This is a genomic window from Hamadaea tsunoensis DSM 44101, from assembly GCF_000428945.1.
Taxonomy (GTDB): Bacteria; Actinomycetota; Actinomycetes; order Mycobacteriales; family Micromonosporaceae; genus Hamadaea; species Hamadaea tsunoensis.
The window spans coordinates 82,272-96,233 of record NZ_AUAX01000003.1 but is presented as its reverse complement, the minus strand read 5'-3'; the positions used below and the strand labels follow the sequence as shown (position 1 = coordinate 96,233).

Annotated in this window: 12 protein-coding genes; 2 read left to right on the top strand and 10 right to left on the bottom strand. The window is 72.5% G+C overall.

Annotated features, from left to right (window positions below):
• Nucleotides 1-10: 10 nt before the first annotated feature.
• From galT to G401_RS0105475, 3 genes are all read right to left on the bottom strand, one after another.
• Nucleotides 11-1,129, bottom strand: a complete 1,119-nt coding sequence (gene galT, locus G401_RS43705; RefSeq protein ID WP_051366197.1) for a galactose-1-phosphate uridylyltransferase — start codon at nucleotides 1,127-1,129, stop codon at nucleotides 11-13.
• Between the two features lie 8 nt (nucleotides 1,130-1,137).
• Complete coding sequence (locus G401_RS0105480; RefSeq protein ID WP_027341702.1) at nucleotides 1,138-1,908, bottom strand: DeoR/GlpR family DNA-binding transcription regulator; 771 nt, start codon at nucleotides 1,906-1,908, stop codon at nucleotides 1,138-1,140.
• A 363-nt stretch (nucleotides 1,909-2,271) separates the two neighbouring features.
• A complete protein-coding gene (locus tag G401_RS0105475) occupies nucleotides 2,272-3,135 on the bottom strand; it encodes a WecB/TagA/CpsF family glycosyltransferase (RefSeq protein ID WP_245601625.1) in 864 nt (287 codons plus the stop codon).
• Nucleotides 3,136-3,220: 85 nt separating this feature from the next.
• Between G401_RS0105475 and G401_RS43700 the strand changes: the two genes are divergently transcribed.
• Nucleotides 3,221-4,237: a sulfotransferase domain-containing protein gene (locus G401_RS43700; RefSeq protein WP_084556849.1), complete on the top strand. Its 1,017-nt coding sequence runs from the start codon at nucleotides 3,221-3,223 to the stop codon at nucleotides 4,235-4,237.
• Nucleotides 4,234-5,151: a glycosyltransferase family 2 protein gene (locus G401_RS0105465; RefSeq protein WP_027341700.1), complete on the top strand. Its 918-nt coding sequence runs from the start codon at nucleotides 4,234-4,236 to the stop codon at nucleotides 5,149-5,151. The genes G401_RS43700 and G401_RS0105465 overlap by 4 nt, the downstream gene beginning before the upstream one ends.
• A gap of 160 nt (nucleotides 5,152-5,311) precedes the next feature.
• Here the strand turns inward: G401_RS0105465 and G401_RS43695 are convergent, their stop codons facing one another.
• From G401_RS43695 to G401_RS43680, 7 genes are read right to left on the bottom strand one after another with little or no spacing between them, the layout of a single operon-like run.
• Nucleotides 5,312-6,277 carry a glycosyl hydrolase gene (locus G401_RS43695; protein WP_157545366.1) on the bottom strand — a complete coding sequence of 322 codons (966 nt, stop codon included), beginning with the start codon at nucleotides 6,275-6,277 and terminating at the stop codon, nucleotides 5,312-5,314.
• Nucleotides 6,274-7,185, bottom strand: coding sequence for a class I SAM-dependent methyltransferase (locus tag G401_RS43690; RefSeq protein ID WP_211240687.1), 912 nt, complete (start codon nucleotides 7,183-7,185; stop codon nucleotides 6,274-6,276). Before G401_RS43690 ends, G401_RS43695 begins: the two co-directional genes overlap by 4 nt.
• A 14-nt stretch (nucleotides 7,186-7,199) precedes the next feature.
• On the bottom strand, nucleotides 7,200-8,657 hold the full coding sequence (locus G401_RS43685; protein ID WP_051366195.1) for an MATE family efflux transporter: 1,458 nt from the start codon (nucleotides 8,655-8,657) through the stop codon (nucleotides 7,200-7,202).
• On the bottom strand, nucleotides 8,654-9,526 hold the full coding sequence (locus G401_RS0105445) for a sulfotransferase domain-containing protein (RefSeq protein WP_027341699.1): 873 nt from the start codon (nucleotides 9,524-9,526) through the stop codon (nucleotides 8,654-8,656). The genes G401_RS43685 and G401_RS0105445 overlap by 4 nt, the downstream gene beginning before the upstream one ends.
• Nucleotides 9,523-10,776, bottom strand: coding sequence for a hypothetical protein (locus tag G401_RS0105440; RefSeq protein ID WP_051366194.1), 1,254 nt, complete (start codon nucleotides 10,774-10,776; stop codon nucleotides 9,523-9,525). The genes G401_RS0105445 and G401_RS0105440 overlap by 4 nt, the downstream gene beginning before the upstream one ends.
• Nucleotides 10,773-12,125 (bottom strand): hypothetical protein, encoded by a 1,353-nt coding sequence (locus G401_RS0105435; protein ID WP_027341697.1) that lies wholly within the window; start codon nucleotides 12,123-12,125, stop codon nucleotides 10,773-10,775. Before G401_RS0105435 ends, G401_RS0105440 begins: the two co-directional genes overlap by 4 nt.
• Nucleotides 12,122-13,795: a Wzz/FepE/Etk N-terminal domain-containing protein gene (locus G401_RS43680; RefSeq protein WP_064741695.1), complete on the bottom strand. Its 1,674-nt coding sequence runs from the start codon at nucleotides 13,793-13,795 to the stop codon at nucleotides 12,122-12,124. Before G401_RS43680 ends, G401_RS0105435 begins: the two co-directional genes overlap by 4 nt.
• Between the last annotated feature and the right edge of the window lie 167 nt (nucleotides 13,796-13,962).

Below are 13,962 nucleotides of genomic sequence, written 5' to 3'. Positions count from 1 at the left end.
GCCATCGACATTAGTCCGCCTGTACGACAGCCTCCGGGGTTACGGCTTGCCAACTCGCCCGCAACGCCGAGGCGGCGGCCTCCGGCGCGATGTCGTTCACGAAGGCGCCCATCGCCGACTCCGAACCGGCCAGATACTTCAGCTTCGCCGGCGCCCGCCGGATGCTGAAGATCTGAAGGTGCAGATAGCCCAGCTCACGGTCGGTGCGGACGGGTGCCTGGTGCCAGGCCGCGATGTAGGGCATCGGCTGGCCGAACAGGCCGTCGAGGGCGCGTACGGCACCGAGCCAGAGGGACGCCGCCGCCTGCCGTTCCACATCGGACAGTTCGGTGAGATCCGCCACCTTGCGGTGCGGTGCGATGTGGATCTCATAGGGCCAGCGGGCGGCGGCCGGCACGAAAGCCGTCCAGTACGCGTTCTCGGCGATCACCCGTTCGCCGGTGGCCCGCTCGGCGGCGAGCACGTCGGCGTACAGATTGCGGCCGGTGGTCTCCTGGTGCTGCCGGGCGGCCCGCAGGTACAGGCTCGTCCGCGGCGTCACGTACGGGTACGCGTACACCTGGCCGTGCGGGTGGTGCAGGGTCACGCCGATCTCCACGCCCCGGTTCTCGAAGCAGAAGACCTGCTCGACGCCGGGCAGGTCGGACAGTTCGGCGGTCCGGTGGGTCAGCGCGTCGAGCACCGTGCCGACCCGGGCCTCGCTGAGCGACCCGAACGACGAGTCGTGCTCCGGGGTGAAGCACACGACCTCGCAGCGCCCGACTCCCGGCCGCGTACGCGGATATCCGTCCACCTCGCCGAAGGCGGCGTTGTCGGTCGCGTACGAGAAGGAGGGGAAGCGGTTCTCGAAGACCACGACGTCGTAGCCGTCCGCGGGGATCTCGGTGAAGTGGCCGGGCGTGGACGGGCAGAGCGGGCACTCGCTCGTGGGGGGCAGGTTGGGCCGGCCCTGCCGGTTGTCGGCGACGGCGATCCACTCCTGGGTGAGCGGGTCCAGCCGCAGCTGCGAGGGGGCGGGCCGGGGCGGCAGATGCCGCTGATCAACGGTGGCGCGCACCTGGTCGTCGGATTCATCGAAATAGATGAGCTCGCGACCGTCCGCGAGGTTGATCGAACTGCGCTTGACCATGTCTCCCACTACTGTGCAATCACGAGGTCGCCCACCACGTCGCCGAGTGCCTCGCGCGCGGCCGCGCTCAGGCCACCGTCGGTGACCAGGACGTCGGCGTCCTGGAGTGACGCGATGGAAGAGATGCCGATCGTTCCCCACTTCGAGGAGTCGGCGATCACCACGAGCCGCTCGGACGCCTCGACGAGCGCCCGGTCGGTGTCGGCCTCCATGAGGTTGGGCGTGGTGAAGCCGGCCCGCTCGCTCATCCCGTGCACGCCCAGGAAGAGCATGTCCAGGTGCAGCGAGCGGATGGCGTCGACCGCGATCGGCCCGACGAGCGCGTCCGACGGAGTACGCACGCCGCCGGTCAGCACGACCGTCTGGTCGGTGCGGCCGTTGCGGTAGAAGACGTCCGCCACCGGGATCGAGTTGGTGACCACGGTCAGGCCGGGCACGTCGACGAGGCGGTGCGCCAGGCGGGCGGTGGTCGTGCCGGCCGACAGCGCGATGGCGGTGCCGGGGCGGACCAGCTCGGCGGCCTTCTGTGCGATCGCGGCCTTCTCTGCGGTGTGCAGATCGGTCTTGGCGGCGAACCCCGGCTCGTCGGTCGCGCCGGGATGCAGGGCCGTGGCGCCGCCGTGCACCTTGAGCACCAGGCCTCGGTCGGCCAGCATCTCCAGGTCGCGGCGGATCGTCATGTCGGAGACGCCGAATTCGCTGACCAGGTCGGCGACGCGCACGCCACCGCTGGCGCGGACCCGGTCGAGGATCGCGGCCTGCCGTTGTGGTGCGAGCATCAAGCCCTCCGCGTAGGGGGAAGAGGGGTGCGGGCGACGACGCCGTCCCAGCGAGCCGGCGGTGGCTTCCGGTCCGGCGGTGAATCGCTGTTAAACGAAATCGCTCACGTTCCCACACGGTACACGGCTACTGTAGCGGCCGATGGGCACGGTCGGAAGGCCCACATCCTATTGGAGACTTGACAGCACCCCGGATGTCTGGCGTCAATGTGTGTACGTAACGCTTCATGTTGGTTTCGCTGGGTCGTGCCAGGCCCGGGGTAAGCACCCTGACCCGCCCGGGACGCCCGGTCGTGGAGCCCGCCCGGTGCAGGGACGCGGAGTACCGGACGCGCGGCCGGTGGGCGGGTCAGGGCCCGGCCCTCAGTCCTCCGGGCCGTCGGCCCGGCGGCGGTTCGCGGCCGCCCCGGCGAGCAGGCGTACCGCGTAGGGCGCGTCGTGGCGCAGGTAACGCGAGGCCAGCCGGCGCGGCTCCTGCGCCAGCCGGTGCGCCCACTCCAGGCCGCTGCGCTGCATCCACACCGGCGCCCGCTGCTGCTCGCCGGCCACGAAATTGATCGCCGCGCCACAGCCCAGGAACCACGTACCTGGCAACTCGCCGCGCAGATCCGAGATCACCCGCTCCTGCCGGGGGAAGCCCAGGCCGACGAAGCACACGTCCGGCTCCGTCGCGACCACCTCGTGCAGCACCGCGGCGTACGCGTCGGGGTCGTCGTCGAAGCCGAACGGCGGCGCCGAGCAGCCCGCGACGACCAACCCCGGGCAGGCGGCGGCGAGTTCGGCCGCGGCGCGCTGGGCCCCGTTGCCGGCCGTCTCGCCCTTGACTCCGACGACCTCGGCCATGAGCAGCCAGTCGTCCTCCTCGCGCTCCGGTTCCGGGGTTCCGCCGAGCAGGTAGACCGAGCCGCCGACCTCGCCGACGGCCTGGGAGATCGTCCAGATGAGGCCGGAACCGGCCACCCGCTCGGGCAGCGGGCTGCCCTGCAGCCTGCTGGCCCAGACGAGCGGCATGCCGTCCGCGACGACCAGCGTGGCGTCGTCGAGGAAGCCGCCCACCTCGGTCGCGAGCGGCCCGTCCCCGTCGGCCAGCCGCAGGATGTCGACGTTGGGCGTCACGATCCGGCCGCCCTCGCCGCGGGCGAGCGCCTCGGCGACGAAGCCCGCGACCTCTTCCTCCGTGATCGCGTCGAATTCCCGGCCCGCCAGTGTCACACGCTCATATGCCACGAATCCGGACAATACCGGGTCAAGGGTCATGGATTGTCGTTAAACCCCGTGACACGGGCAACATCGGGAACACGGGGGTCCGGCGATGACACGGGTGATCTTCCTGGGTGGACTGGGCCGCAGCGGAACCACGCTGGTGGAACGCGTACTGGGGGAGGTTCCCGGGGTCTGCGCGCTCGGCGAGGTCGTCCACCTCTGGCAGCGCGACCTGCGCGACGACGAGAAATGCGGCTGCGGCGTACCGTTCTCCGGCTGCGACTTCTGGGAACGCGTCGGCATCGCGGCCTTCGGCGGCTGGCACCGGGTCGACGTCCACCGCGTGCTCGCCCTGCGCGCGCTCGTCGAGCGCACACGGCACATCCCGCGCCTCGCGACCCGCGTACCAGCGGGGTACGCCGACCTCGTCCAGGAGTACGCGGAGTACTACGGCCGCGTGTACGCCGCCGCCGCCAACGTGTCGGGCGCGTCGGTCGTCGTGGACTCCTCGAAGCACTCCGCCCTCGCCCACGTGCTGCGGTACGCGCGCAGCAGCATCGACCTGCGCGTCGTGCACATGGTCCGGGACGCGCGCGGGGTGGCGTACTCGTGGACGAAGCGCGTACGCCGGCCGGAAGCGGCGGACGCCGAGATGACCCGCTACTCGCCGGCCCGCTCGGCGCTGCTGTGGACGGCGCACAACGCGGCGTTCGGACTGCTCCAGCGGCGCGGGGTGGCCGTGCGCCGGCTGCGGTACGAGGAGTTCCTCGACGATCCGGTGGCCAGTGTCCGGCGTCTGGTCGCGTTCGCCGGGCTGGATCCGTCCGCAGTGGACTTGAGCTGGCTCGGCCACGACCACGTCACGCTCGGCGTCTCGCACAGCGCGGCCGGCAACCCGATGCGGTTCACCTCCGGCCGGGTCGCGCTGCGCCGGGACGAGGAATGGCGTACACGGCTGGCGCCCCGGCAGCGGGCCGTCGTCAGTGCGGTGTGCGCCCCGATGCTGCGCGCGTACGGCTATCCGCTCGCGGCGCCGCCCGCCGTCCCACCGGCCGCCTCGCCCCCCGCCCCGCCCGCCGGCCCGGTCGCCGATCCGGTCGCCGAGTCCGAGGAGGTGGCGGCGTGAGCTGGCCGTCGGTCGGGGTCGTCGTCCCCACGCACAACCGTCCCGGGCTGCTGCGCAAAGCCGTCGAGGGCATTCTCGAACAGGACTACGAGGGCCCGCTGCGCGTCCTCGTCGTCTACGACCGCGCCGAGCCCGACGAATCACTCGCGTCAGACGGCGAGCATCCGGTGAAGGTGATCACGAACGCGCGTACGCCGGGTCTGGCGGGTGCGCGCAACACGGGCATCGAGGCGCTCGACACCGACCTGGTGGCGTTCTGCGACGACGACGACGTGTGGGTGCCGAACAAGCTGCGTACGCAGGTCGCCGCGCTCCGCCACCATCCGGATGCCGAGATGGTCACCTGCGCGATCGAGGTCCAGTACGCCGACCGCCGCACGATCCGGCTGGCCGGCCAGGATCTCGTGACCGTCGAAGACCTGGCCCGGTCGCGGATGGCGATGCTGCACTCGTCCGGTTTCCTGCTGCGCCGCCGGGCGCTGGCCGGCCCCGACGGGCTGGGCCTGGTCGCCGAGGACGCGCCGGGCAGCCAGAACGAGGACTGGGACCTGCTGCTGCGGGCGGCCCGCCGGCATCCGGTGCTGCACGTCGACGAGCCCCTGGTACGCGTCCTGTGGGGACGGACGTCGCACTACGCGTACGAGTACGCCACGAAGATCTCGTCGCTGCGCTGGATGATGACCCGGCACCCCGAGATCTCCGGCTGCGCGCCCGGCGCCGCCCGGGTCTACGGGCAGCTGGCCTGCTGGAGCGCTGCCGCCGGGAACAAGTCCGAGGCGTGGAAGTGGACCCGGGCGAGCGTACGTGCGAACTGGCGGGAGCCGCGGGCGGCGATCGCGCTGGCGGCGCTCACCGGGGCGGTGAAGGTGGAACGGGTGCTCGGCGCCCTCCACAAACACGGCCACGGCATCTGAGCTGTCGCGGCCGCCTGTCCGGCTGCAGCAGTGCGCGATGATCCCGTTTGGATCAGGGATATCCACGTAATCTTGGCCCAAGATTCGGGTGATTTCCCTGATCCAAACGGGATCAAGGGGCCACGGGCACGCCCCGCCCCCGAGCGGCGGGCGGAACGGGTCAGGGTCGGGTGAAGGCGGCTCGGAAGGCCGCCAGCACCTCGGGGTCGTCGGCCACCCGGAACTGCTGGTTCTCCCCGTTGCCGTCCGGGTCGGACTCGAAGTAGCTGACCGCCTTGATCTGCGCGTACGCGTGCACGAACGTGCCGGCCTCGGTGAACCAGTCCACACGGCGGCGCGTACCCCAGGCCCGGGAGATGCCGAACTCGCCGAGCACGATCGGCTTCGGCCGGGCCGCCGCCCAGGCCAGGAACGGCTGCAGCAGCGCGGGCAGGGTGGCGTACTGGGAACCGGCGTACGCGTCCACGCAAACCCAGTCGACCACGTCGTCGCCGGGGTAGTACGCGGCGGCGCGGCCGGCCGCGAAGCCCTCGGCGGTCGGGCACCACACCCAGGCCACGTTGGTGACCCCGAGCCCGGCGAAGAGTGTGCGGATGTGCCGGTACGCCGCGATGTAGTCCTCGGCGCTCCAGATGGTGGCGGCGAGCCCGGGCCGGTCCATCTCCCAGCGCACCCGCAGCAGCACGGGCCGGCCGATCGCCTTGATCTCCTGGGCCCGCTCGCGCAGGACCGGGTCGCTGTGGCCGAGCGTGATCGAGCGGGTGTCGCCGGTGGCCCAGCTGAGCATCAGCACCGCCTTGCGGGCGAACTGCCGGTCGGAGGTCGTGTCGATCGCCTCGTCCAGCCGGCGGTAGGTGTTGACGATCTCCAGCGGCCGGCCGATCGCCTTCTCGTACTGGCGTACGGCGGCCACGCGGCCGGTCTGGGTCAGCGCGGCCGGCTTCACCCAGGCGCCCAGCATGATCCCCTTCGCCGGGGCGGCGACGGCACCGCCGGACAGCCTGCCCGCGAACGGCGAAGCCGAGGGGGAGACGCCGGGGGCGGGCGCCACGCGGCTCGCGGGCTGCGAACACCCCGCGAGTACCAGCGCCGCCGCCCCCAGCACCGCGATGGCGCGGCGGATCACCAGCTCTCCGCGTCGGGGTCGGTCCGCGGCCGGTCCGGGTCCACCACCGGCGCCTCCTCCGGCACTTCCTGGTGGTCGGGGAACGGCAGCTCCGGGGCGGCGTCCCGGGGCGCGTACGCGTCGGGCGCGGCGATCAGATCCCCGCTGGCCAGGTCGCCCAGGGTCGGCCGGGTACGCCGGGCGACGTACAGCACGTTCACCGAGAAGCGGCCGGCCAGCCCGAGCTTGGTGGCGAAGTCGTCGACGAATCCGGCGATCGGGCGCAGCCACCGGCGGCCGTACCAGCCCTGCGTGAACAGGGCGAAGCCGCGCTGCTCCACGATCGTGAAGCCGTGCCGGTCCAGCAGGGCGGCGACGTCCTCATGGGACAGTTCGGCGAACCAGGGCTTGTCGCCGTGCGTACGGTGGCGCAGGTGCCGCAGCGACTGCGCGTTGCCGTGGTTCTCCACGACCAGCAGCCCGGCGTCGTAGTGCGGCAGGGCCTGGGCGGCGAACGCGATCGCCCGCTCCCGGACCGCCTCGTCCACATTGAGCAGCAGCCGGAAGACCGTCACGATCGCCGGGGACTCGGTGGCCACCGGCTGCGGGATCGGGCCCGACTCGCCGATCTGGTGCATCATCGCGTACGCGCCGACCTCGGACGCCTTGGCCAGCATGGCCGCGCTGGTGTCGTAGCCGTGCGCGCCCCGGACCAGTCCGTGCAGGATCCGGATCGCCCGGCCGGTACCGCACGCGAAGTCGTGCTGCACCGGCCGCCGATAGGGGAACGCCCGCTTCGCCAGCCCCCGCAGGTACGCCCGCTGCCGTCGATTGATCGCCGACCAGTAGCTGTCCGGCGCGTACACGATGTGCTCGTATTTCTCGACGGCGGCGCTGTCCTGGAAGATCTGGGTGTAGTCGGTGCGCATTTCTCTCCTCGCAGTCATGAGACGGTCGCCCGCAGGGCGAGTGGCAGGCGGTCGCGCAGAGCGAGCACCGCCAGCAGGTACGCGACCGCCCCGGCCCCGATGGCCACGAGGGGGTACGCGTGCAGCGCGGCCGGTACCGCGCCGAACGTGAGGAGGGTGAGCGACGCGGCGGCGAAGGTGGCCCCGCCGAAGGGGTGCAGCCGCATCTTGATCATGATCTGGGCCAGGGGGAGCAGGTTGTTGACGGCGACCGAGCAGGCGAGTCCGGCCGCCGCGCCGACGATGCCGTAGGGCGGGATCAGGACGAGGTCGAAGGCGACCGTGGTGACCAGGGCCGCGAGCACGTTGCCCAGGTTCCACCAGGTACGCCCGCCCATGGCGAGGACCATGTCGACCATTCCGCAGCCGGTCGCCAGCAGCATCGCCAGGGCGAGGAGCCGGACGGCGGGAGCGGCGTACCGGTAGTGCGCGCCGAAGAACGACAGGTAGAGCTCGGGGAACTGCAGGATCGTCAGGTGCAGCGGCCAGGCGACCAGGATCAGCCAGCTGGTCGCGCTGCGGTAGAGCCGGCGGGCGCCGTCGAGGTCGCCGACGGCCAGCGCTTCGGCCAGCCGGGGCTGGGTCGCCTGCGAGATCGCGCCGTTGGCCAGCTGGCCGACGATGACGAACCGGCCGGCGACGGCGTACGCGGCGGCCGGGGCGAGGCCGGCCAGCGCGGCCACGAGCAGCACGTCGATGCGCTGCAACGCGGTCTGCGCCATGTTCGCCACCGCCCGCGGCGCGGTGAACCGCCAGAACGGCACCATCATCGAGGTCCGGGCGCTCGGGTGGCTGCGTACCTGGCGCCAGACCAGGTAGCCGGCGACCGCACAGACCGGCACGTAGGGCAGCGCCCAGGCGAAGGCCCACCAGCCGGTCGCGTCGGTGCCGGCGAAGACCGCCCCGATCAGCAGCACCTGCGCCGCCGGCCGGACGATCTTGTCGAGGACCACCGTCGGGCGCATCTGCCGGTAGCCCCGGGAAGCCGCCAGCAGGGCGTCGGTCAGGGCGGCCACCGGCAGGAAGACCGCGAGCGCGCGCAGCGGTTGGGCGTACTCGGGGGTGACGGTGGGGGCGAAGAGATAGGTCAGCACCGCGAGGACGCCGCCGACCAGCGCCACCGGCGGCAGGCTCGCCCGCAGGCACGCGCCGATCAGCTCCGGTGTGGACAGCGCGCGTAACCGGGCCGGCCAGTAGACCAGCCCGGTCATCGTGCCCAGCCGGGCCACCCCGCCGACCAGCGTGAACGCGGCCGTCGCGGCGAAGAACCCGCCGGCCTGCACGGGACCCAGGCCCCGCGCGACCAACCAGGTCACCGCCACCCCGGACACCCCCGCCAGGCCCGCGCCCAGCAGGTTCGCCAGACCGCCGCGGGCCGTGGCGGCCACCGCGTCGGTCCGGGCGGCGGGTGCCTCGACGGCCGTCGTGGTCATGAGCGCCAAGCGGGTGTACGCCCGAGCCAGCCGCTCAGGGCCGCGTCATGCGGTGCGAAATGCTCGGTCAGCTCGGCGCGTACCCCGTCGGCCAGCTCGACCGGGCGGGGACGGGCGTTGTGCTGCTCGAACTCCGGGTAGCCCAGGTGCGGCAGGCCCAGGAAGTCCTGCACCCGGTCGTACACCGGCTTCGGGTCGACGAAGAACTCCTCGCTTGACAGGACCAGCAGGTGGTCCCGGCCGACCTGCTGCGCCATCTTCTCCAGGTACGCGGCGTACTCGCCCCGGCCCCGGTAGGCGTGGTGCTGGTGGGCGAACGAGTACGCGTTGGGGTCGTTGAGCAGCCGTTCGTGCTGCCCGCGCAGGCGCAGCGGTTCGAGCTGCAGGGCCCGGGCGAAGTCGGGCTCCATCTCGAACCCGCGGGCCACCTCGTGCGCGTGGTGCGAGTACGCGCGCTCGACGGGATCGCGTACCAGAATAATGATCTTGACACCGGGCAGGTCGCGGGCGATCCGCGCGGCGGCGTGCGGGTGGTAGAGGTAGTACGGGCTGGACTCGAACGTCTGCCCGGGTACGCCGTGCTCGTCGAGCAGGCGCTCGGCGTGCCGGCGCAGCGGGAAGTGCGCGCGGTACCACTCGGGACCGCGCTGGTAGTTGGTGTCGAAGTAGTGCACGCCCTTGTGCAGCACGGCCTTCAGCACCGTCGGGTGCTGGGCGAGGGCACGGTAGAGCGAGGTGGTGCCGCAGCGCTGGCCGCCGCAGATCAGGAAGGACGGCAGCAGCCGGGCGCCGGCGGTCAGCCGGCCGAAGGAGCGGGAGCCCGCGTGCAGCAGGCGCTTGACGGGCTCGGGAACCGCATCGCTTCTCATGACAACCTCCGTACGCGCTCGAGCAGGACGGGCAGGAGCCACGTGCCGAGCACGCCGAGCCGGGCACCCGCCTCGGCCTGGCGGTCGGCGACGTAGCGGGCGGCGAGGTCGATGAGGTAGAGCAGTGCGGTGACGTCGCGCCCGTCCGGTACAACGTCGAACGGGTCCAGCAGGGTCGGCGCCTGCGCCACCAGATCCGCGACGCAGGCGCGGGCGTCGGGTTCGTGCTGGACGCGACGCTGGAGTTCGTGGTGCAGCGCGTCGAAGCCCATCGGTACGCCGGGCGTGAACCGCTCCCAGTCCCAGACCAGCAGCCGGGTCTCGCCGCCGGGCTGGACGACGTGCGCCATGTTCCACGGCGCCCAGTCCCCGTGCCACGCGCCGTAGGTCAGGCCGACGTCCCCGCAGCGCTCGACGAGCTGCCGCGCGGCGTCGTTGAGCTGGGCGCCGTCCGGGTGGTGGATCAGTTGGCCGAGGCGGTTGCGCAGATCGGCCCAGTACGGGCTGGTCGCGAGCCAGCCCTTGGTCGTACCGCAGGCCCGGGCGACCTCCAGCATCGCCGCCGTCAGCGTCCCGGCCGGCAGTTCCGCCCGCGGGTGCCACACCGGCAGCGCGGACTGCACGAGGATCTGATGGCCGCGCCACTGCCCGGAGTGCAGCACCCTGGGTACGCTCACGCCCCGCAGATCGATGTGCGACAGCGCGGTCAGGGCGGCGGTCTCGGCGCGTACCAGGCGGCGGGTCAGCGGGCCGGTGCCGAGCTTGGCGAAGCCGAACGTGCCACCGGTCGGGGAGAGCAGCTGCAGCACCGGTTTGCGGTTCGCCCGTGCCGGTCCGATGTGGACGCTGATGCTCAGCTGGGTGCCGAGCGCCGTGCGCAGGTAGCTGTCGATCGAGTCGGCGGCGCTGGTCGGCGCGTGGATGCGTACGCGGTCCCGGAGCAGGGCCGGCCACGTCCCGGTACGCAGAGCGGCCACGACCGCCTCCCGCTTCAGCCGGGCGAGGCGGCCCTGCGGTTCGGCGAAACGGCGTACGGCGGCGGCCGCCACCCGGGCCGAACCCGTCGGGACGAGCAGTTTCGGCTTCCGCGCGTGCGGGATCACCAGGTACTCGGCGACCCGGCCGGCGCCCTCGCCGGTCAGCGAGCACGGCGCCGGATAGAGCACGTCCAGCACCTCGGCGAGGTACTCGTGCCGCAGTCGCGCGTCGGCCACGGTCAGTGCGGGTGGAGCAGTGGTCACCGGGCTCATGCGGCGGCCTCCTTGTCGTCGGCCCGCCACAGCAGCGCGTAGGCGAGGAAGGTGAAGGCCAGCGGCGTGACCAGGGCGTTGTACCAGAACATGGCGCAGAAGGTGCCGAGGATGGCGGCCGAGCCGGCGATGCCGACCGGGCTGCGGTCGCGCCGGAACCGCACCAGCGCGTACGCGAAGAAGCCGAGGTACGCCGCCGTGCCGAGGCCGCCGTGGGCGAACAGCAGCTGCCACAGCTGACCGTTGCCGCCGACCGTGAAGTTGCCGCACCGCTCGCAGCCGGCGCTCTCGCCGACGGTGATCGACTGCCGGCCGCCGACCGTGTTGCGGGTGGAGCCGAAGCCGATCACCGGGGACTCCTCGAACCCGGTCACGGCGCGCTCGGTGAGATACATGCGGACGCCGTTGGACTTGCCGTTCTCCAGCCGCTGCCCGACGATCGTCCCGAGTGGAGTGACCGCCAGCGCGGCCGCCAGGACACCGGCCGCCCCGACCCCGGCCACCAGCAGGGCGAGCTTCCCGGCGACCGCCTGGCGTACGGCGACGAAGGCGAGGGTGACGCCCAGCCCGATCCACAGGCCGCGGTTGAGCGAGTAGACGACCGGGATCGCCGACAGCGCCAGCACCGCCAGGGCGAACACCTTGACCCGGCGCCGGGTCGCGAATCCCCAGACGGCCGCGGCGAACCACACGACGAGCAGGCAGTAGTTGTTGCCCCAGGTGTTCGTGTAGCCCCAGGGCGCGGCCGGGCGCGGCTTCGGATCGCCGACGATGTCCATGATCTGGGCCGCGTACGGGTGCACGAGCGACTGGATGAAACCCTTGCCGCGCAAGCCGTGCGGCAGCAGCAGCTCGACCGGGCTGGTGAAGCCGAAGTGCCCGGCGAACGTACCGAGCAGGCCGCCGGCCACCGTCACGACGAACAGCCAGCCGAGCAGGCGTACCAGGCGGCGCTGGCTGAGCACGCCCGTCGGCAGGTTGCCCGCGTAGAGCAGCAGGACCGTGAGGGACGCGTACTCGGCCAGGCGGAACGCCACCGCGATGATCCGGTCGCTCGCCGTGCTCGCCACCACGCCGTCGGGGTCGGAGCCGAGCACCGCCACCCCGGCCACCGCCGTCGCCAGGAACAGCACCCACAGGGCGAACCCCGGCGGCAGCTTCAGGCGGCGACCGGCGCGCCGGCCGCGTACCAGGGCGACGGCCATCGGCACCGCCATCAGCGGGAAGATCAGTACGCCCAGACCCAGCGCCCACCACAGCGGATAGAGCAGCAGCAGGCCGGTCAAGGGCCAGCCGGGCCGCAGCGGCAGGACCGCGATCCGTGGCCGGGGGAGGGCGTACGCGGTCACTTGCCCAGCGCCTCGGCAGTCGGTTCGCCGGCGGCGCTCTTCGCGGCGTCGTCCAGCTCGGCCAGCTTCTCGTCGGTCAGCCGCTGCATGAGGACCGTGTCGGGGGCGGAGGTCTCCACCGGGGCCGGCGCGGCCGCGGTCCCGTCCGGCACCTGCAGGCGGGGCACGACCACGGCTCCGAGGAGCGGCGTACCGACCCGGCGAAGCTGCTCGGCGGCGTCGGCCACCTGCGGGTGACGCGTACGCCGGAGTTCGACCGCGACGATCGCGGCGTCGGCGGCGCCCGCGAGGCTCTGCGCGTCCGCGCTGGTGGCGGCGGAGGGCGCCTCGATGACGAGGAAGTCGCAGCGCTGCCGAAGCTGGCCGAGAACGTCGCGCAGCGCCTGGGACTGGAGCACCCCGGCGGCGCTGGCCGACGCCCCCGTGGCAAGTACGTGCAGATGCGGCGTACGCGGCGCGCGCTGCAGGGCCGCCGACAGGGCGGTACGTCCGCCGACGACGTCCGGCAGCCCCGGGGTCGGCTGGACGCCCAGCATCCCGGCCAGCGGAGCGATCCCGACCAGCAGTTCGGGCTGGTGCGCGCCGACCAGGACGACCTCGCTGCCGGTACGCGCGAGCGCGGCGGCCAGGTTGGCGGCGACCAGGGTGGCGCACGGGCCGCCGCTGGCGCCGGTGACGACGATCGTGCTGGCCACGTCCTGCCGGCCGGTCTCGGCGAGGGCGGCGACCACCTCGTTGCGGAGCCGGTTGAAGATCCGCCCGCCGGTGCCGTAGGGCGGGAACACGTCGTCGAGGCGCGGCTTCGTCCGGGCGGTCACCTCGGCCAGCACCGGCACGTCGGCGCGGCGCGAAACGTCGGAGCCGCGGCGTACGCGCTTGTCGAGGCGCTGGCGCACGGCCGCGACGAGGACGCCGATCAGGCCGCCGAGCATCGCGCCGCCGGCCAGGTTGACCATCAGGTCGGGCTTGCGCGGCCGGTTCGGCAGGCCGGCGTCGCTGATGATCCGTCCGACGCTCACGGTGGCCGTCGCGATTTGGTTCGTCTTGCTGTTCAGCTGGTTGATCTGGGTCTGCAGGGTGGCGCGCTGGCTGTCGAGGCTGGGCCGGGTGGCCGAGTCCGGGCCGAGCTTGCCGAGCTTCGCGACGATCTGGTTGAGCTGGCCGTTGAGCTGCTTGACCTTGGTGTCGAGCGCCTTCGCCTGGCTGGTCAGGTCGAACCGCGCGTTGGCCTCCCGGCTGCGCAGGTACGCCTCGGCGAACGCGTGCGAGCCGGCCTGGGCGGCCAGGGGGGTCGCGGCGGCGTACTTGATCGACAAGACGGTCGTGTTCGGCGGCACCTCGACGGTCACGTTCTTGGCCAGGTCCCGCGGCGACTCCTGGGTACGCAGCAGCTCGGCGGCGCTCGCGGCGACCTGGGTCGACCGGACGAGCTGAGCCTCGGTGTCGAGATTGATCTCACCCTTGGTACGCCCGCCGGACGCGTTCGTGTCGTCGCCGGACGGCTGGACCAGGACGGACGTGGCGGACAGGTACTCCTTGGGCAGCGTACGGGTCACGGCCCCGGCGGCGCCGACCCCGACGGCCGTCAGCAGCAGGACCACCCACCAGTGCCGGCGGACCAGTCCGAGGTAATCGGAGAGGTCCATCGACACGGGAGGAGTGACGTCCATCGGCTGCCCTTCGGGTGCGGGTGAGCCGTCCGGACAGTGAGGAGTTCTCGCGGACGGCGGGGACATCCCCCGTGGGGTAAACGGCGTGGCTGCGCGTACGTAACTGCCGAAGAACGCGCCGAATGTCCGATTTCTCGGGTCTGACGGACATGCCGGTACTCGTCCGA

Coding starts and splice junctions, on each gene's coding strand:
- galT (WP_051366197.1), bottom strand. CDS start 1,129: ATGGTCAAGCGCAGTTCGATCAACCTCGCGGACGGTCGCGAGCTCATC.
- G401_RS0105480 (WP_027341702.1), bottom strand. CDS start 1,908: ATGCTCGCACCACAACGGCAGGCCGCGATCCTCGACCGGGTCCGCGCC.
- G401_RS43700 (WP_084556849.1), top strand. CDS start 3,221: ATGACACGGGTGATCTTCCTGGGTGGACTGGGCCGCAGCGGAACCACG.
- G401_RS43690 (WP_211240687.1), bottom strand. CDS start 7,185: ATGCGCACCGACTACACCCAGATCTTCCAGGACAGCGCCGCCGTCGAG.
- G401_RS43685 (WP_051366195.1), bottom strand. CDS start 8,657: ATGACCACGACGGCCGTCGAGGCACCCGCCGCCCGGACCGACGCGGTG.
- G401_RS0105445 (WP_027341699.1), bottom strand. CDS start 9,526: ATGAGAAGCGATGCGGTTCCCGAGCCCGTCAAGCGCCTGCTGCACGCG.
- G401_RS0105440 (WP_051366194.1), bottom strand. CDS start 10,776: ATGAGCCCGGTGACCACTGCTCCACCCGCACTGACCGTGGCCGACGCG.
- G401_RS43680 (WP_064741695.1), bottom strand. CDS start 13,795: ATGGACGTCACTCCTCCCGTGTCGATGGACCTCTCCGATTACCTCGGA.